This window comes from Rhizobium sp. SRDI969 (genome assembly GCF_025152725.1).
Taxonomy (GTDB): domain Bacteria; phylum Pseudomonadota; class Alphaproteobacteria; order Rhizobiales; family Rhizobiaceae; genus Rhizobium; species Rhizobium leguminosarum_I.
The window spans coordinates 91,431-109,841 of record NZ_CP104037.1 but is presented as its reverse complement, the minus strand read 5'-3'; the positions used below and the strand labels follow the sequence as shown (position 1 = coordinate 109,841).

The following is an 18,411-nucleotide window of genomic DNA, read 5'->3' as shown; positions in this document are numbered from 1 at the left end:
CAAAACCTAGTCTTCACAGCGCGAATCTGATCCCTGGCCAACTCTGACAATTGTGTGAAGCCGCTCCGACACCTCTGACGAAACCTGATCGCCTCTGCTATGTGAGGAAAAATGCGGTGGCCAAACCGATTGGCGTCGCGCTCTGTCCGACCAATGCCAGGAGTTTGAAAGATGAGCGGTTCTCCCGAATATACACCCCCGAAAGTCTGGATCTGGAACAAGGCGAATGGCGGCCAGTTCGCCAGCATCAATCGCCCGATCGCGGGAGCGACGCATGACAAGGAGCTTCCGGTCGGCCGGCATCCGTTGCAGCTCTATTCGCTCGGCACCCCGAACGGCCAGAAGGTTACCATCCTGCTCGAGGAACTGCTGGCGCTTGGCCATAGCGGTGCCGAATACGATGCGTGGCTAATCAAGATCGGCGATGGCGATCAGTTCGGAAGCGGCTTCGTCGCGGTCAACCCCAACTCCAAGATCCCGGCGCTGATGGACCGCAGCGGGCCAAAACCGATCCGCGTCTTCGAATCCGGCGCTATCCTCACCTATCTCGCCGAAAAATTCGGTGCCTTCCTGCCGACCGAACCGAGCGCGCGCGCCGAATGCCTGTCGTGGCTGTTCTGGCAGATGGGAAGCGCGCCTTATCTCGGCGGCGGCTTCGGTCATTTCTACGCCTATGCGCCGACGAAGATCGAATATGCGATCGACCGCTTCGCCATGGAAGTGAAACGTCAGCTCGACGTGCTCGATCGTCGCCTTGCCGAAAGCGAGTATGTGGCCGGCAGTCAATATACGATCGCCGATATTGCCGTCTGGCCCTGGTACGGCGGCCTCGTGAAGGGCTGGACCTACGGTGCAGCCGAATTCCTGCAGGTCGAAGAGTACAAGAACGTTCTGCGCTGGGCCGACACCATCCACAGCAGGCCGGCCGTGCAACGCGGCCGGATGGTCAACCGGCTTTCCGGCGAGCCATCGAGCCAGTTGCACGAGCGCCATGACGCCAGCGACTTCGACACCAGGACGCAGGACAAGCTCGCGGCTGCCGAGTAAGCAAGCGACCCCAGCCACGTGCCGCAGCAATAAATGAAGCTCCGCCGCCTTTACGGCGGCGGAACGTTTGCGAGCTGCCCGAACTCAGTTCTTGACCGTGTCTTCCAGGAAGAAGCGGCCGAGCGGGTTCTGATAGAAGTTCTCGATATTTTTGCGCGAGACGTTGATATAGGGGCTGTAATAGAGGTCGATCCAGTTGACGTCGTCCTTGGCCATCTTCTGCAGATCGACATACATCGCTTCGCGCTTTTTCGGGTCGAGCTCGAGGCGCGCCTTGGCCACCAGTTCCTTCACCGCCTCGTTCTTGTAATTGGTCGAATAGTTGTTGTTGGAATCGTGGCCGAGGACAAAGGTGGTCTTCTGATCCGGATCGAGAATGTCGTTGGTCCAGTAATTGACCGAGATATCGTAGTCGCCGGCGACCGTCATGTCCCATTCCTGGCTCGGGTCGACCTTCTGCAGATTGGCGGTGATGCCGGCCTTCTGCAGCTGCTGCTGGACGAGCACAGCCGTCTGTTCGTCGACTTCGTCGCCGGCGCGCACCAGATAGTTCAGCGTCAGGTCGGAGGCGCCGGCGGCCGTCAGCAACTCCTTTGCCTTTTCGGGATTATAAGGCCGCTGCAGATTGTCGGCATAATAATAGAGCGCGCCCTTCGGAATATAGGAATTGGCGACCGTGCCCTGGCCGAAGGTGACGGTATCGACGATCGCCTTCTTGTCGATTGCGAGATCCAGCGCCTGGCGGACTTCCTTCTTGCCGAGCGCGCCATGAGCATGGTTGATCAGAAGATGATCCTCGCGGGTCGAAGCGTCGATATCGACGTTGAGGTTCGGATCCTTCTTCAACTCCTCGACGCGAGAAAAGGGAACGAAGATCGCCGTATCCAGCTCGCCGGCCTGAACGTTCAGCATGCGGGTGTTGTCGTCAGGCACCGAGATCCACTCGACACCGTCGAGCTTGACGCGGTCGGCCTGCCAGAAGTTCGGGTTCTTCTTGAGAATGACGCGGTCGCCGCGCCGCCATTCCTCGACCACGAAGGCGCCGGATGCGATCGGCTTTTCGCCATAGGCATCGGCGCCCAGCGATTCCATGCCTTTCTTGGAGATGACCGAGGCATTCGGCAGCGCCAGCGTCGACAGGAACGGCGCGGACTGGTTCTTGAGCTTGATCGTCAGCGTGTGCGCGTCGGTCGCCACGGCCGTGTCGATCACCTTATAGGAATCGCTCCAGAGCGAGGCAGCGTCATCGCGGATGCGCAGCAGGCTGTAGGCCGCGTCTTCCGCCGTCAGTGGCGAACCGTCCGAGAATTTTGCGTCGCGGATCTTGAACGTGTAGGTCAGTCCGTCATCCGAGACGGTCCAGCTTTCGGCAAGGCCCGGCTCCAGTTTCGTGCCTGTCTTGTCGACGCGGATCAGCACGTCGTAGACGTTGGAGAACACCCAGTTGTCGATGTTCTGCGCGGTCTTGATCGGATCGAATGTCGTCGAATCCTCGCGGCGGCCGATGGTGAGCACACCGGCGGCCTCGGCATAGCTTGCGCTGAGCGTCAGACCGGCGAGCAAGGCTGCAAGCCCGATTGATTTCCACCTGTTTGTCATGAGTTCGTTCCCTTCGTTGTTATGGCATGCGTTTGATTGATTGAATCGGCATCGAATGCGGATCGTCCTTGCCGACGGCGTCTTGAAGCAGCCGCTTGTCAGGATCGATGTCGGGAATGGCGGCGATCAGCGCCGCCGTATAGGGGTGCTTCGGGCGCGCGAAGACTTCTTCGGAATGGCCTTCCTCGACGATCTCGCCGCGATACATCACGACGACGCGTTCGCAAAGATTGCGGACGATTGCGAGATCATGGGCGATGAAGATCAGCGTGAGGTTCATCTTCGCCGTGAGCTCGCGGAAAAGCTCGATGATCTGCGCCTGGATAGTGACATCGAGGGCCGCCACGCATTCGTCGGCGATGATCATCTTCGGATCGACGGCCAGCGCCCGGGCAATGCCGGCGCGCTGGCACTGGCCGCCACTCATGCTGCGCGGTTTGCGGCCGGCGAATTCGCGTTCGAGACCGACGAGATCGAGCAGTTCGCCGATCCGAGTCGGGATATCGGCCCTGGCGACCTTGCCCTGCACCTTCAGCACCTCGGCCAGCATCTGCCCGACCGTCAGCCGTGGATTGAGCGCATTATAGGGGTCTTGAAACACCATCGCCGTCTCGCGCCTGAGCTTTGCCAGGCCGGCGCTTTTCTGCAGCGCCAGATCGACGCCGTCGAAGGTGACGTGGCCCGAGGAAAGCGGCGTGAGGCCGAGCACGGCGCGGGCAAGCGTGCTCTTGCCGCTGCCGGATTCGCCGACGATGCCGACCGTCTCGCCCGCCATGATCTGCAGGCTGACGCCGGCAACGGCGCTGACCGTCTTGGCACCGCCCCTAAGCAGGGCGCCGCCGGCTCTGAAGCGCACATGGAGATCGTCGATTTCGAGCAACGGTCTCGCCGGGTTGCTGGCTTCGGCAATCTCGGGCAACAGCGCTGATATTGCGCCCGGCAGGGAAGGGTGGCTGTTGATCAGGTTGATCGTATAGGGATGCTGCGGCCGCGCCAGGATCGTCCGCTTCGGCCCCTCTTCGAGCAGTTTGCCGCCGCGCAGCACGGCGATGCGGTCGCAGGTCTGGGCGACGATACCGAGATCGTGGGTGATCAGAATGATCGACAGGCCACGCCGATCGCGAATGTCAATCAACAGCCGCAGGATCTGCGCCTGGATAGTCACGTCGAGCGCCGTGGTCGGCTCGTCGGCGATCAGGATCTTCGGATTGCAGGACAGCGCCACGCCGATCATTGCCCGCTGCCGCATGCCGCCGGAAAATTCGTGCGGATAATTGTCGTACTGGCGCTTCGGATCGGGGAAGCCGACCTGCGCCAGGATTTCCGTCGCCGCAGTGCGGGCCTCGCGGGCGCCGAGGCCCTGGTGATAGCGGATGCCCTCGGCGATCTGATCGCCGATCCGCATCACCGGGTCAAGATGGCTGGTCGGGTTCTGGAAGACCATGCCGATCTCGCCGCCGCGCACCTTCAGCATCTCGCTATCGTCGATCCGCATGAGGTCACGCCCTTCGAGCAGCACGCTACCGCCTTCGATCTTCAGCAGCGAGGAGGGCAGCAGGCGCACCAGGGAACGGCAAAACAGGCTCTTGCCCGAGCCGCTCTCGCCGACGAGACCGAGAATCTCGCCCTTGCCGAGGTCGAGCGAGACCGCATCGAGCAGCGTGCGCGGGCCGGAATCGACATGTGCCCTGACGGTGAGATCACGGACGGACAGCACCGAGCCGCTCATTCATGCACCCCCAGCAGTTCGCCGAGCGCGTCGCCCAGCATGCTGAAGCCGAAGGCGAGGCAGACGATGGAGAGGCCGGGAAACAACGTGATCCACCATGCCGTGGTGATGAAGCTCTGTCCTTCCGCGACCATGACGCCCCATTCGGCGATCGGCGGCTGGACGCCGAGGCCGAGATAGCTGACGGCAGCGCCGCTGAGCAGCACCAGCGTCGCGTCGGACATCGAAAAGACGACCGAGCCGGCGATCGCGTTCGGCAGCAGGTGGCGGAACATGATGCGCGGGCGGCTGAAGCCGAGGCTGACGGCGGCAACGGCATAGTCGCTGCCCTTCAGCACCAGCATCTGCGCCCGGATCAGCCGCGCATAGGAGACCCAGCCGACCAGCGCCATGGCAATGTAGAAGCTGCCGAGGCCCGGGCCGAGGATCGCGATGATCGACAGCATCAGCACGAGGAAGGGGAAGGCGAGGATGATATCGACGAGGCGCATGAACAGCGCATCGACGATGCCGCCGAAAAAGCCGGCGATCGTGCCGACCGTCGTGCCGATCACGAAGGGGAAGATGACGCCGATCAGCGCCATCTGCAGGTCGAGGCGGGCGCCCCAGATGACGCGGGAAAGAATATCGCGGCCGAAATTGTCGGTGCCGAAGGGATGCAACAGCGAAGGCGCCTGCAGGCGCACCTCGGCGTTCTGCATGATCGGGTCGTAAGGCGCGACAATGGGTGCGCCGATCGCCAGCAGGACGAAGAACAGCAGCAGGCCGGCACTGAGAACAAGCATCGGCCGCCGGCCGAAGAACCGGCGCCAGCCAAGAGATGCCGGGGCGATCGCCTCGAGGCTCATAGCTTCACCCTCGGATCGACGGCGACAGTGACGATGTCGGCGATGAAATTGATGAGCACGGTGGCGCAGGCAAAGACCATGGCGACGCCCTGCACCACCATGTAGTCGCGCGAGAAGATTGCCCTGACGAGCAACTGTCCCATGCCGGGCAGCGCAAAGACGCTCTCGACCACCACGGTGCCGCCGATCAGCCAGCCGATATTAACGGCAAGCAGATTGATCGTCGGCACCAGCGAATTCGGCAGAACATGCCTCCAGAAGACGATCCCTTCCGGCATGCCGCGGGCGCGCGCCGCCGTTGCGACATCCGATTTCAGCTGCTCGATCATCGCAGCCCGCAGGCTGCGCGTCAGCACGGTCGAGAGCGACAGCGCGACCGTCAGGCTCGGCAGCACGAGATGCGACAGCTTTTCGCCGATCGTTGCACCATAGCCCGAAACCGGCAGCACACCGAGTTCGACGCTGAAGAGGATGATCAGCATCAACCCCAGCCAGAAGGGCGGAAAGCCGATGCCGAAGGTCGAGACGATGCGCACTGCATGATCCGGCGCCCGGCCGGCATTGCGTGCGGCAATCGCCGCCATCGGCACGGCGATCAGGACCGAAAGCACGACGCTGGAGACCACGAGCGCAAGCGTCGGCTCGATACGGGTGACGATCAGCTTCAGCACGTCGATCTTGTAAAGGATCGACTTGCCCATCTCGCCATTGGCGAGATTCTTGAGGAAATAGACATATTGCAGCCACATCGGCTGGTCGAGGCCGTACTGGGCGCGGATGCTGGCAATGGCTGCCGGAGTCGCGCGCGTGCCGAGGATGTTGCGCGCCGGATCGCCGGGGATCAGCCGGACCAGAATGAAAGTAATGACGCTGATGCCGAAGATGACGGGCAGGAACTGCAGCGGTCGCATCAGAACGAATTTATAGCGATGCATGACGGCGATCGCCCCCTTGTCTTCGTCGGGTTCGGTCCGCTGCCTCTTGCATCAGCCTGCCTTGTGCCGGTCGAGAAAATCGAGAAGCGCGGGATAATAATCCTGCGGGTTCTCATAGAACGGCATATGGCTGGCATTGGCAAATACCTTGAGTTCGGCATTCGGCAGCGCAAGCTTCATTCTGAGCGCACAGGCTGGCGTCAGCTCGTCATGCTCTCCCGACGTGATGAGCACCGGCAGCGTCAGTCGCGGCAGATCGGGGATGCGGTTCCAATCCTTGAGGTTGCCGATATAGAGAAACTCGTTCGGCCCCTGCATCGTCTCGTAGGGCGCCATGTTCCAATCGTCGAGCGAGCGGCGCACCGGCGCCGGCCATTCCGGCAGACGGCAGACATGGCGATAGTTGAGGATGGTGACGGCGGCGAGATATTCCGGATGATTGTAGGTGCCCTGCGCCTCGTGCTTCTGCATCATCGACACGGTTTCGGGACCGAGTGCCGCGCGCAGCCGTTCCAGTTCCGAAATCAGATGCGGCATGTCGGCGACGGTATCCTCGAGGATCAGTGTCTTCAGGTTCTCGGGATAGGTCAGCGCATATTCAATCGCCAGCCAGCCGCCCCAGGAATGGCCGAGCATGTGGACCTTGCCGAGCCCCAGCGCCTTGCGCACGGTCTCCGTCTCCTCGACGTAACGGCCGATCGTCCAGAGCGAGAGATCGTCCGGCCGGTCGGAAGCGCCAGTGCCGAGTTGATCGAAGGCGACGACACGATAGCGCTTGTCGGTCAGACAGGAATGCGCCTCGCGCAGGTAATCGCAGGGCAGACCCGGCCCGCCGTTCAGGCAGAAAACCGTCTCGCTGCCGGTTCCGAAACTATAGGCAACGACGCGATAGCCATCGACATCGATCTCGAATCGCTGGTCCGGCCGTATTTCACGCCACATTGATCGCTCCGGCAGAAGATTTCGCTTGCTCAATATTTGGGCATGGCTAAATTTTTACCTCAAATCCCATTCTGTGCCAGCTATAAGAAGTGATAGGGTGGGCGCCATGCCGAACCTGGGAGCAGCCCATGCTTGACGACCCTATTCTTGACGAGATCGGAACGATCAGACGGCAGTTTACAGTACATGAAACGCTGGACGGCAGGATCGACCAGGCCTTCGAGGCGATGAAGCAGATCGGCTTCGAGGCGCTGATCTACGACTATACCCCGGTGCCCTACGATCTCGATGGCGCGATCATGATACCGTCGCTGCTGAAGCTGCGGAATATCTCGGACGACATGCACGACTACTGGTTCAATCGCGGCTATTTCCGTATCGATCCAGTGCAGCAGGTGGCGCTGCGCACCTCCGCACCCTTCTTCTGGAACTATGACCCGGACGCCGACACGCTGATCAACCGCTTCATGAACGACGACACCGCGCCGGTGACGCGCTATCTGAGCGAACGTGATATGTCGACCGGCGTCACGGTGCCGGTTCATATGCCACGCGGCGACTATGCGACCGTCACCGGCATCCGGTTCGGCCGGAACAAAGAGTTCGAACGGCACGCGTTGCGCTATATCGCCGACTTCAACCTGCTTGCCCATGTTTTCCATGAGACCGCCTATTCGCTTTTCGACACGCGGGCGAAAAGCGTCGGCACGATCCGCCTGACCGAGCGGGAACGCGAATGCCTGCGCCATTCGGCGGAAGGTTATTCCGCCAAGGAAATTTCCCGCATCATCGACCGTTCCGTACCGACGGTCGTGATGCATCTGAACGCCGCGGCAAAGAAACTTGGCGCCCGCAACCGCACCCAGGCGGTGGTGCGTGCCACCCATTACCGCCTGCTCGAAGACCGGCCGACCCATAATTGGCCACCCTATAACTTGTGATAGCTGCCTTGGCCGTCGCCGCCGCGTTATGATTTTTTTCATGACGCCAAGAGATGGAGACGCCCGTGGGCGAAGTCACAACCAACGAAGCCTATCTGCCCTTTCGCGATTATCGCACCTGGTATCGCGTTACCGGTTCGCTGGAGAGCGGCAAGCTGCCCCTCGTCGTCGCCCATGGCGGGCCCGGCTGCACCCATGATTATGTCGATTCCTTCAAGGATATCGCCACCCTCGACGGCCGTCCCGTCATCCATTACGACCAACTCGGCAATGGCAATTCCACCCGACTTCCGGAAAAGGGCCCGGATTTCTGGACCGTCGAACTGTTCCTCGAGGAGCTGGATGCCCTGCTTTCCCATCTCGGCATTCGGGATCGTTATGCCTTCATCGGCCAGTCCTGGGGCGGCATGCTGGGTGCGGAACACGCAGTGCGCCGGCCGCAAGGCCTGAAGGCGCTTGTCATCGCCAACTCGCCGGCCAACATGCATACCTGGGTTTCGGAGGCGAACCGGCTGAGGCAGGAACTGCCGAAAGAGGTGCAGGACACGCTGCTGAAGCATGAACTGGCAGGAAGCCTCGCCGACCCGGAATATATCGCCGCCTCGCGTGTCTTCTATGACCGCCATGTCTGCCGGGTGGTGCCGTGGCCGCCTGAAGTGGCGCGGACCTTTGCGATCATGGACGAGGACAACACCGTCTACCGCAACATGAATGGCCCGACGGAATTTCACGTCATCGGCACGATGAAGGACTGGACGATCGAGAACAGGCTCGACCGCATCGAAGCCCCGACGCTGCTGATCTCGGGAAAATACGACGAGGCGACACCCTTGGTGGTCAGGCCCTATCTCGAACGCGTTCCGGGCTGCGAATGGGTGCTCTTCGAAAATTCCAGCCACATGCCGCATGTCGAGGAAAAGCAGCTTTGCCTGGCGACCGTTTCCGGTTTCCTGTCCCGGCACGACTGAGAAAACCCGCCCACGCCGCAACACCGTTTCTTGCCGCGAAGGCGACGCTTGGGATAGTCTTGGTCCCATTGGAGAACGACGGAACGGACCGATGAACGATCATCCGCAGGCAGGGAGCGCGACAATCCTCGCATCAAGCGCGGGACGCGGCTGGCGCGGTCTGGAGGCCGATCTTGTGCGCATCCCGCCTGGCCGCACGCATATTTCAGGCACGCCCTATCATCGCCTCGGAATCCATGTCGGCCGGCCGGTGCGGGCCCAATGCCGCTGTGACGGGCGGGAGCATCGCCGACTGCAGAAGCATGGCGATACCGACGTGGTGCCAGCCGGCCTTGATGGAGTCTGGAGGACGACCGCGAATGCATGATTCTGCGGCTGAAGATCAGCAAGGATCTTTTCCATCGGGCTGCGATCGATCTCGGCCGCGATCCCGCGACGGCAATCGTGCCGCATATAATTAGAGCATAATGTCATCCGAAAACCTCCCACACTTTTCGGCATCATGCTCTGGTCAGCTTGGGAACAGGTTAAGCCGCGATGTTCGGACCAGGCCCATTGCGCGATAATGCCCAACCTCCTCGACGGCGTCATGAAAAACGAAAAGATCTATGTAACGAAGCCCAGCCTGCCGCCGCTCGAAGAATTCATTCCGTCGCTGGAAGCGATCTGGAACAACCGCATCCTGACCAATGGCGGGCCATTCCACCAGCAGCTGGAGCAGGAGCTCTGCGGCCATCTCGGCGTGAAGCACATCAGCCTCTTTTCCAACGCCACGGTCGCGCTGTTGACGGCGCTTCAGGCGCTGCGCGTCACGGGCGAAGTCATCACCACGCCTTATTCCTTCGTGGCCACTTCGCATTCGCTTCTCTGGAACGGCTTGAAGCCCGTCTTCGTCGACGTCGACCCGGTGACGCTCAATCTCGATCCGGCGAAGATCGAGGCGGCGATCACGCAGCAGACAACGGCGATCATGCCGGTGCATTGCTACGGCCACCCTTGCGACGTCGATGCGATCCAGAAGATCGCCGATCTCTACAATCTCAAGGTCATCTATGACGCTGCCCATGCCTTTGGCGTGGAAGACGAGCGGGGAAGCATTCTCAATCACGGCGACCTTTCGATCCTGAGCTTCCACGCGACGAAGGTTTTTAACACATTCGAAGGCGGAGCCATCATCTGCCCTGATATCAAGACAAAGACCCGAATCGACCAGCTGAAGAACTTCGGTTACGTCGACGAAGTGACCGTGGTGGCACCAGGCACAAACGGCAAGATGAGCGAGTTCAACGCTGCGCTCGGCCTGTTGCAGCTGAAATATATCAAATTCGTCCTTGAAAGGCGTGGACTCATCGACAGTGCATACCGTGAGCGGCTCCGCGGCGTGGCAGGCATAGAATGCCTGGAGCGTTCCGGCGAGACCGTCTCCAACTTCTCTTATTTCCCGATCCTCGTACGTCCCGGCTATCCCATTTCACGCGATGGGCTCTATGAACTGTTGAAGGAAAACAGCATTCATCCGCGCCGCTATTTTTATCCGCTGATTTCAAGCTTCTCGATGTACCGCAGCCTGCCTTCCTCGCAGCCGTCGAATCTGCCGGTCGCAACCGAAGCCGCACAACAGGTGCTCTGCCTTCCCATCTATCCGGACATGGAGATGGAGATCGTCGACAAGGTCTGCGCGCTGATCGAGTCGGCTTAAAAAAGGTGTTTCGACCGTCATCGCACTGCAGATCGAAAGTATCTGCGGTGCGAGGTCGTGCGCCAATAGGCCGGTTAGAGCGTGATGCCGAAAAGCATAAGCGGTTTTCGGGCGACATCCTGTTCTAGCCGCCTCACTTGTCAGCAAAGACTTGAAGCGCGAGTTCTGCCTGCCAGATAAGAAAATCGCGAGCCGGCGCGTTGCAGGTGGCTGCTCATACGAAAGCGGCGTGACCATCGATCCGCCGCTTTCGTCATCTCATAGACGCCAGATTTAAAGCGCCAGTTGCGGAGGTCGGATTTCGAGCCGCTCCGTCGCCGGGCGCTGTACGCCTCGCGGTTCAATCTCGACCCAGCGGTGTTCAAGCCGCGAGCATTCGATCGCTTCCAGCAGCCGTAATCCTTCCTCCGCCTCCTCTAGCCCAAGCACGTAGGGATGGGGCAGGCGTGCGGTATTGATCTTGCGTTGCAGCAGGGCGTCGGCAAGGTCGACATAATAATTCGCGAAGGCTTCGATGAATCCCGACGGATGGCCTGGCTTGAACCGCTCGTAGCGGATATTGTTAGCGATCATGATATCCGGGCTGGCGCGATCGAGGATCTGCTTGCGGCCGTTGCAGTCATAGAAATAGGCAAGCTCGGGGGTTTCCTGAAGCCATTCGATCGATGCCTTGGAGCCATAGAGCCGCACACGCAGTCCATTGCGTTGCCCGAGCGCGGTCTTGCCGTACCACATGCTGCAATGCAGGCCGCCGGCGCAGCGCACGAGCGCCTGCACATTGTCGAGCACCTGCGGAAAGTGACCGAAACTGTGGCTGGTTGCGCAGACTTCTTCCGACTCCCGCTGCGTGAGGAAATGAAGCAGCGAGTGCACATGAACGCCGAGATCGAGCGAAACCGTCGGCACGGCGCCGTCGCGCAGGCGCCAATCCTGCGGTGTCATCGGCGTGCCGTCACGGCGGAGCCGGAGAAAACTCTCCTGCGGCATCTCAATATGGATCTGCTGCAATTCGCCGAAAACACCATGCTCGACCATGCCGCGGATTTCACGGAGCATGGGATATCCCGTGTAGTTGTAGGTTACGGCCAAAAAGGCCCCGTTACTGCGGGCATTGCCGATCATGCGCGTCTCGGCGCTCGAACCGGCAAGGGCCTTTTCCGAGATCACCGAAACACCTGCCTCAAGTGCGGCGACAACCTGCTTCGTATGCTGCTGCGTCGGCGTTAGCACGACGAGAGCATCGATGTTGTCGGCCTCTTTCGAGAGCAAGGTATCGAAGTCGGCGTGGCAGCGCTCCGGCGAAATGCGGTACTGCCCCGCCGTTTCGCGATTGATGTCGCCATGGCGGCTGAAGCAGCCGGCGACAAGATCGAATTTCTGATCAAGCTCGATCGCATCGCGATGAGCGCGACCCACAGCGGAATTGACGGCACCGCCTAGAAAGGCGAGGCGCAGCTTCTCCGGTACTCCCTGATTTGAGCGGATCATGCGAGATCTCCTTGCATCGTTTGGAGCGAAATGAACGTTTTGAAATCCGGCGCCACCTTCAGCATCTCGTCCCGCGACTCGAAACGGGCGTATAGGATGGCGAGCTTGTCGAGCGGTGCCGCATTCATTGGTTTGCCGGTGGTCTTGAGCTGCGTGATGCGGACATCGGATGATGGAATGGAATGCGAGAAGGAAAACGGCGTCGAGGGCGTGTCGGAGGTGATGGTGTGGCGCCCGAAGAACAGCGGTGGATCGAAGCGCGGTTCGGCCGAAAATTCCTCACCCAGCAGCAGCGTTATGACGAGATCGGCGTAATCGATGCCGAGAGACTGATCGACAAGTGAGCCGTAAAGATCGCCCGGGCAGCGCCGCATGCATTCGACGATCCAGACATCGTCGCCATTCGACAGGAACTGCGTGTGAATGAGGCCGTCCTGCAGTCCGAGCAGCTTGACGACGCGCGCCATAATGGCCCGCGTCTTCGAGCGGACGGTTTCGGAAAGGCGCGAGGGATGGTTCGATGAATCGACCTGGTATGGATAGACCGTGCAATATTCGTCGACGAAGACGTCGAAGACGATCTCCTGGTCCTTGATGAAGGCGGAATGGCTGTGCAGGCTGCCTTCGATGAATTCCTCGATAACGATCTCCGCCGCGCGCGAGTTTCGCCGGGCATCGGCGATGGCGGCGGCAAGTTCAGTCCGGTCGAAAACCTTTGTGACGCCGCGGCCGCTGAAACTATCGCTCGGCTTCACCAGCAGCGGATAACGCAGCGCCTCGGTCTCGATTGGCGAATCGCCCTGCAGGCGCACCGAGCGCGGGGCAGGGATATCGTGCTGCTCAGTAAAGCTACGGAATGCCTGCTTCGTGTGAATGATGGTCGCAGTTTCCATCGAATCGAAGCGTGGGAATCCGAGTTTTTCGGCAACGAAGCTGGTCGACATATATGCAACATCATTGCCCGTCGGCACGATGAAATCGAAATCACCGTTCTCGACGAGGGCGAGCAGCGCGTTCGGATTGCTGTAGTCGATGAAATGCGATTGATGCGCATGCGCATGGCAGGGCTCGTCCGGCCGATTTCCGCAAACGGAAATATGGAGGCCGCGCCTTCTCAAAGCGAATAGAAGAGGAACTGCGCTGAAGTTACTGCCGACGAGCAATGCTCTCTTGGTCATTTTCAAATCCATTCCACGCACCCGGCTGGCCTGTTGAAACGGCACAGCCGAAACAGGGTGTGCAGTCCCACTTCGTCCGTTTTCGATATGCGAAAGACTAAAACGGCCGCGATAGCGAGAGTCATAGGATGCGGGCGTTACCCGAGGCTTGCCGCCTGGAGGTCTGGGCGGCGTCTGTGTTCACCCCGGCGTCGTTGCCTTGCTTGTGGGAAGCAGACGGGCCGCCTTGTTAAGCCGAGTACCATCTCATACGCTTTCGGCTGTGATTCCAACGTCGGCATCGGACAAAGATGCAGACTGCAGCTGCGAAAAGAGACACCGCGCAATGAACGAGAAACTGCCTGATCTGATTGAAGGCGAGCGTATTTTCTTCCAAAAGGTGTTCGAACGGCAGTCCCGCGCGACAATGGAGATGCGGGAGCGATGGCGCGCGGAAACGATTCTTCAGCGTAGAAGACGCGTGTCGTCTGAGATCTACGATCTACTTGGTGGGGTCGTGAAATACGGTCCGTTCAAGGGGCTGTCGCTTGCGAAGAACAACTGGTGGGGCGGTGGCGACTTCGGGTCGATGCTCTTGGGCCTTTATGAGAAGGAAGTACTGGATTTCCTGTTCTCCGAAAGATTGGATGCCGTTGAGAGCTTCGTCGATGTCGGCGCCGCCGACGGATATTACGCGATCGGCATGGTTCGGTCGGGTCGGGCGAAAAACGCCGTTTGCTTTGAACTGAGCGAGGAAGGGCAGCGCACCATTGCATCGAACGCCGAGGCGAATTCGACGTCGGACAGGATCGAAATATTCGGCGCCGCAGACAGGCTATTTCATGAAAAGCTCAGCCATCTTGATCTGGCGAAAACAGTCGTCCTCGTTGACGCCGAGGGTGCGGAGTTCGAAATCCTGGACGATGACTCCTTATCGGCATTGAAACAGGCGACGATTGTCATCGAGATTCACAACTGGGTCGAGGGTTTCTGGGAGAAGTACACCCGTCTCCTCACATCGGCTTCAGCGTTATTCAATGTCGAATTCATTGCGCCCGCCATCAGAGATCTGACGCAATTTCCGGAATTGAACGATTTCACCGACGACAACCGCTACCTCATTTGCTCCGAGGGGCGGCCAAATATTATGCGCTTCATGCTCTTGACGCCCAAAGGCTGATTGCGTCGACAGGTTGGTGCGCACACAAGCGCTCCAGCCTGTCATTCAGGCACGGCATTGCCTTCCAATCTTGCCGATATTCCCACCGAGCTCCAGAAGTCCCGGGTGAAGAGGTAGCCGAATTCCTTTTCCTCGCGCTCTACTTTGAGCTTGGCATTCAAGATATCGTGCAGCTTCGGCAAATTGTAATAGGGAACCGACGGCAGCAGGTGGTGCTCGGCGTGATAATTCATGTTGGCATAGAAGAATGCAATCGGTGTCGGCAGATTGACCGTTCTTGAAAAAAGAAGCGCGCTTTCGTCCTTGTGATCTTCGAGGCCGACGTGCTGCGCTAGCGCCAGAACACGATTTGGGAGCGATCCGACGAACGGTGTGATGAAAAACATGAACGTCAGGGCAGGCGATCGCGTCGCAAGGAAAAACAGCGCCAGCCAGATGGCGTTGAGCGCAAGCATAAAGATCGCATCGGATTGCGCAGCGCGTCGTTCGGCGGGCATCAGTTTCAATCGGATGCCTTTGCCGAAATACGCTTCGTAGCCGAAGGCGTTGCAGAGCGCATAGAGGATCCGCCTGCAAAGGCTTTGATAATCAAGCAGGACGAGACGCGCTGCGCCCAGCAAGTCGAGCGGAAAATCGCGATAGATTTCGCTGTCATCCTCATGGAAAGTGGAAGCGTGGTGGAACTGATGGCTTTTTTCGAAATAGCTCGGATTGTTCCAGGTCACATAGGAAAACAGCTTGAAGAACAGAGTGTTCAGCCATTTCCTGCTGAAGACCTTCTTGTGAAACAGCTCATGGCCGATGCCGGCATAGCCGGCGAACTGCCATAGGACGGCGTTAAGATAAAAGGCTGCGAAAGCAAGCGCAGGATAGCCGCCTTCCCATGCGCGGACCATCGCGAAAAGCAGGCCGGCATGGATGCCGATCCTGAGCGCAAGGTGGGAATAAGCGATCCGGTCGTTCGATGCCGTGAGGTCCCGGAACTCGTCCTTCGTCAACAGGCTGCCCATTCTGATCTCGCTAGCACCCATGATCAGAGCTCTATATTAACCAACGCAAAGGCCACAAGGCTGTTTGCGACATGGAAGACCACCTGCGACTTCGAGAACTCCGCCAAATACTCGGTGACGTCCCCGTGGATCTTGGAATTGTAGTCATGCCAGACGATGACGCCGCGCTTGACGATGCCGAATGCGTTTTCCGTATCCGCCCGGACGATCTGGTTCTCATGTCCGCCATCGATGAAGATCATCTCGGCCGACTGGAAGGCCTCCTTGAAATTGATCGTCGTTGAGTCTTCCTTGACGAGTGTGAGGCGCTTCCTTTGCGTCTCGGTGATCGACGCCAGATAGGCCTCGCCATCGATTTCCTGGCGCTTGCGGAGATAGTCGTCATTCTGCTCGGCGGATGACAAGGCGCTACGCTCGTCCGTCTCGGCTAGATGCGCCGTGAGGCCCTTCGGCAGGTCGATGGAGACCACGTCGCAGTCTTCCGGCGTGTTTTCGATGAAAAGGCGTGTGGTGAAACCTTTGTACGTGCCGATCTCGATGATCTTCCGGGGCTTCACGATCTTGGCGAGCAACACCAGGACAACCTGGTCGACAAGCGTGATGCTGCCGATATCAATCGGCGGCAGACTGGCGGTGTACTCGTTCGCAATTTTCAATTCGTCGGCGAGTTCCAGAAGCGCTCGCAATTTCAGTTCGTAAACTCCCGATTTCGCAGCAAGCGCCGGGCGCAACGCCGCGGCACTTTCAATGAGCTTCTGCATCTCTGATCCCGTGATTCCGTCCATCGTGATTTAATCCTTTGCGATTTCTATTGCGCCTGCGTGGGACTTAGAGACGTGTGCTGATGCGGGCGATCCGTTCATCCAGTTCCGGGAACGATCCTCTCCAGTAGGAATAGTGATTGATGAGGTTCCGATAGGCGATGGGCAGATCGGAGGGCTGCAGGTAGCCCTTCTCGATCGCGAGATCGAGCACTTCCTCGTAGTAGGTGATCGAGTAGATGAAATAGCGGTTGGCCGCTGGATTGGACTGCGAATTGGAATGCTGACGGAAATAGGAGAGGGGCATGGGATGCCCGACGATCGCTCCGCGGAGGGAGAGCCCAACCCAGGATGAAAGATCGAGCGGTCCGGAAATGATGCCGTCCACGACCTTGAAAAGACTGAAACGGCCGGATTCATCAAAGCAATCGGCCGTTCTCAAGAGCGCCGATGAGAACTCGCCAAGCAGATTATGATGCTTGACGGCAGTGATGCGTATGAAGTCGCGGCCCTCGATCACCTTCAGCGAGCCTTCGACCATCAATCCGTTGCCGAGATTTGTAACCTGGTTCCGCTCGTCGATGAAATAGCGCGGGGAAAACGCGAGTTTCGTTCCTCTGTTCTGTGTGGCTTCAAGCGCTTGGAGCAGGTACTGGATGCAGAACGGATTAAGGACGTCGTCGTCGAAGAGATACTTGATGTACTCGCCGCCGGCGAGCCCGGCGAGCCGTATGACGTTCTTGTACTCGGCCGGATCCGGATTGCGGCTGTACTGGATAACGCCTGAGTATCTCTCGCAGATTTTCTCGATTGCATCCGTCGGGCAATCGTCAGAGACTATGATTTCCGTGTCATCGAAACTTTGCGCGATTGCGCTCTTCAGGGCGAGTTCAAAGAAATCGGGCTTATAGGCCGGGATACAGATCGATACGCGCGGCAAATGTTTCTCCCCTTGAGACGCCCCCTCCAGCCTCCGTCGGCGAGAGCGGTGATCGGCGCTCCGAACGACCGAAGCAGACTACTTGCCATGATCATAGAGCGCGGACGTTACGCGAGGCTTGTGCAGAGGAAGAGGCACAAGCGGAAAAAAGGCCTTGATCTCGCCCAATACATAGATAATTTTTGGGAGAAACGGGGCACGCCCTCGGGCATTCGCAAGTGCGTTCCACGAGATTCTTACGTATTCAATTCAATCACGAAAATCTGCGATTATCTCGGCATCAAGACAGAATTCATCGTCTCTTCCAAAATGACAATAGATCTTTTCTAAGGCAATTCAGGCGGCTCGAAAGCTGGCTGAGGGTAAAGACAGAATGCTCGCTGGCGTTCGAGAAGCGGCGAATTTCACTCGCCCTATCGCTTTCGCAGGACGTAGCTGTGCTCGTACTCCGGCAATTGACCCAAGATATCATAGCTTTCGAATAAGCCCGCTGCACGTATCCGATCTACGGCGGGTCCTACTTCTGGTGAATGGGCAAAATCGCCATAGTCGTCGAAGACGATATAGCCACCAGGTACGACAAATCGCTCATAAAGAAGGAAATCTGCCCATACATTCTCGCTCGCATGACCGCCATCAATATGCAAAATCTTGAACCGTTGGGAAGCCTGCAGCGTGCGCTCGACTGCATTCTGCGAGTAACCTCTTATCAAAATGCAGGTTCTATAAAGAATGTTTCGAAAATAATCGACTTCTTGAAGCTGCCCTTGCAGTTCGAATGGATCAATTCCAACGAGTTTTGTTGAAGGTGACGAAAGCCTTTGCATAAAGGCGAGAGACTTGCCTTTCCAGACTCCGATCTCAACGATGTCTGCCTCCAGTGAGGCCACGTCGATACTGAGAAATCCCAAAAGCTTGACGTAAGAATGAAAAGACAATTCTGTCCGCGACATGTACTTGGCTGGCATCGCGGCATAAGCTGCGGCAAAATCTGTCCCCAGCTTATCCCATTCATTGTCCACGCGTGCCCGCGTTGCAGGGTCCGTCATCAGCGTTTTAAGACTATCCATTACCCTGTCCATGATTGGCCTGCCAGATTTCTACCATTTCTTCGATGTGTTATTGCTCTGATTCTGTCAATATGGAGTGCCCCATTTCGGCCCCAGC

At 58.7% G+C, this 18,411-nt stretch carries 17 protein-coding genes; 6 read left to right on the top strand and 11 right to left on the bottom strand.

Annotated features, from left to right (window positions below; translation table 11 throughout):
- The first annotated feature begins 171 nt into the window (after positions 1-171).
- Positions 172-1,047, top strand: coding sequence for a glutathione-dependent disulfide-bond oxidoreductase (gene yghU, locus N2A41_RS27670; RefSeq protein ID WP_260111696.1), 876 nt, complete (start codon positions 172-174; stop codon positions 1,045-1,047).
- An 84-nt stretch (positions 1,048-1,131) separates the two neighbouring features.
- Here yghU and N2A41_RS27665 read toward each other — a convergent pair whose 3' ends face one another.
- From N2A41_RS27665 to N2A41_RS27645, 5 genes are read right to left on the bottom strand one after another with little or no spacing between them, the layout of a single operon-like run.
- Positions 1,132-2,646, bottom strand: coding sequence for an ABC transporter substrate-binding protein (locus N2A41_RS27665; RefSeq protein ID WP_222386008.1), 1,515 nt, complete (start codon positions 2,644-2,646; stop codon positions 1,132-1,134).
- A gap of 19 nt (positions 2,647-2,665) precedes the next feature.
- Complete coding sequence (locus N2A41_RS27660) at positions 2,666-4,375, bottom strand: dipeptide ABC transporter ATP-binding protein (protein ID WP_260111695.1); 1,710 nt, start codon at positions 4,373-4,375, stop codon at positions 2,666-2,668.
- Positions 4,372-5,223 carry an ABC transporter permease gene (locus tag N2A41_RS27655; RefSeq protein ID WP_260111694.1) on the bottom strand — a complete coding sequence of 284 codons (852 nt, stop codon included), beginning with the start codon at positions 5,221-5,223 and terminating at the stop codon, positions 4,372-4,374. Before N2A41_RS27655 ends, N2A41_RS27660 begins: the two co-directional genes overlap by 4 nt.
- Positions 5,220-6,158: an ABC transporter permease gene (locus N2A41_RS27650; protein WP_017969169.1), complete on the bottom strand. Its 939-nt coding sequence runs from the start codon at positions 6,156-6,158 to the stop codon at positions 5,220-5,222. Before N2A41_RS27650 ends, N2A41_RS27655 begins: the two co-directional genes overlap by 4 nt.
- A gap of 51 nt (positions 6,159-6,209) precedes the next feature.
- A complete protein-coding gene (locus N2A41_RS27645) occupies positions 6,210-7,100 on the bottom strand; it encodes a proline iminopeptidase-family hydrolase (protein ID WP_260060097.1) in 891 nt (296 codons plus the stop codon).
- 128 nt (positions 7,101-7,228) lie between these two features.
- Here N2A41_RS27645 and N2A41_RS27640 point away from each other — a divergent pair, with 128 nt between their 5' ends.
- The 4 genes from N2A41_RS27640 to N2A41_RS27625 all read left to right on the top strand — a co-directional run bounded on the left by N2A41_RS27640 (position 7,229) and on the right by N2A41_RS27625 (position 10,708).
- Complete coding sequence (locus tag N2A41_RS27640) at positions 7,229-8,041, top strand: helix-turn-helix transcriptional regulator (protein WP_017969167.1); 813 nt, start codon at positions 7,229-7,231, stop codon at positions 8,039-8,041.
- 65 nt (positions 8,042-8,106) lie between these two features.
- Entirely contained in the window at positions 8,107-9,009 is a 903-nt protein-coding gene (locus tag N2A41_RS27635) for a proline iminopeptidase-family hydrolase (protein WP_222386003.1), read from the top strand.
- A gap of 91 nt (positions 9,010-9,100) precedes the next feature.
- On the top strand, positions 9,101-9,376 hold the full coding sequence (locus tag N2A41_RS27630) for a hypothetical protein (RefSeq protein WP_260111693.1): 276 nt from the start codon (positions 9,101-9,103) through the stop codon (positions 9,374-9,376).
- Positions 9,377-9,598: 222 nt separating this feature from the next.
- The gene (locus tag N2A41_RS27625; RefSeq protein WP_260111692.1) at positions 9,599-10,708 is read left to right on the top strand and encodes a DegT/DnrJ/EryC1/StrS family aminotransferase; all 1,110 of its coding nucleotides are present in this window, start codon (positions 9,599-9,601) and stop codon (positions 10,706-10,708) included.
- 273 nt (positions 10,709-10,981) lie between these two features.
- Here the strand turns inward: N2A41_RS27625 and N2A41_RS27620 are convergent, their stop codons facing one another.
- Positions 10,982-12,196 (bottom strand): Gfo/Idh/MocA family protein, encoded by a 1,215-nt coding sequence (locus N2A41_RS27620; protein ID WP_260111691.1) that lies wholly within the window; start codon positions 12,194-12,196, stop codon positions 10,982-10,984.
- A complete protein-coding gene (locus tag N2A41_RS27615) occupies positions 12,193-13,374 on the bottom strand; it encodes an ATP-grasp domain-containing protein (protein ID WP_260111690.1) in 1,182 nt (393 codons plus the stop codon). The genes N2A41_RS27620 and N2A41_RS27615 overlap by 4 nt, the downstream gene beginning before the upstream one ends.
- Before the next feature lie 325 nt (positions 13,375-13,699).
- Between N2A41_RS27615 and N2A41_RS27610 the strand changes: the two genes are divergently transcribed.
- On the top strand, positions 13,700-14,533 hold the full coding sequence (locus N2A41_RS27610; protein ID WP_260111689.1) for a hypothetical protein: 834 nt from the start codon (positions 13,700-13,702) through the stop codon (positions 14,531-14,533).
- Positions 14,534-14,574: 41 nt separating this feature from the next.
- Here N2A41_RS27610 and N2A41_RS27605 read toward each other — a convergent pair whose 3' ends face one another.
- The 4 genes from N2A41_RS27605 to N2A41_RS27590 form a co-directional block, all read right to left on the bottom strand.
- Positions 14,575-15,564, bottom strand: a complete 990-nt coding sequence (locus tag N2A41_RS27605; protein WP_260111688.1) for a fatty acid desaturase family protein — start codon at positions 15,562-15,564, stop codon at positions 14,575-14,577.
- 2 nt (positions 15,565-15,566) lie between these two features.
- Positions 15,567-16,304, bottom strand: coding sequence for a class I SAM-dependent methyltransferase (locus N2A41_RS27600; RefSeq protein WP_162116645.1), 738 nt, complete (start codon positions 16,302-16,304; stop codon positions 15,567-15,569).
- Positions 16,305-16,371: 67 nt separating this feature from the next.
- On the bottom strand, positions 16,372-17,244 hold the full coding sequence (locus N2A41_RS27595) for a glycosyltransferase family 2 protein (RefSeq protein ID WP_017969158.1): 873 nt from the start codon (positions 17,242-17,244) through the stop codon (positions 16,372-16,374).
- A gap of 413 nt (positions 17,245-17,657) precedes the next feature.
- Complete coding sequence (locus N2A41_RS27590; protein WP_260111687.1) at positions 17,658-18,314, bottom strand: class I SAM-dependent methyltransferase; 657 nt, start codon at positions 18,312-18,314, stop codon at positions 17,658-17,660.
- Positions 18,315-18,411: the final 97 nt, after the last annotated feature.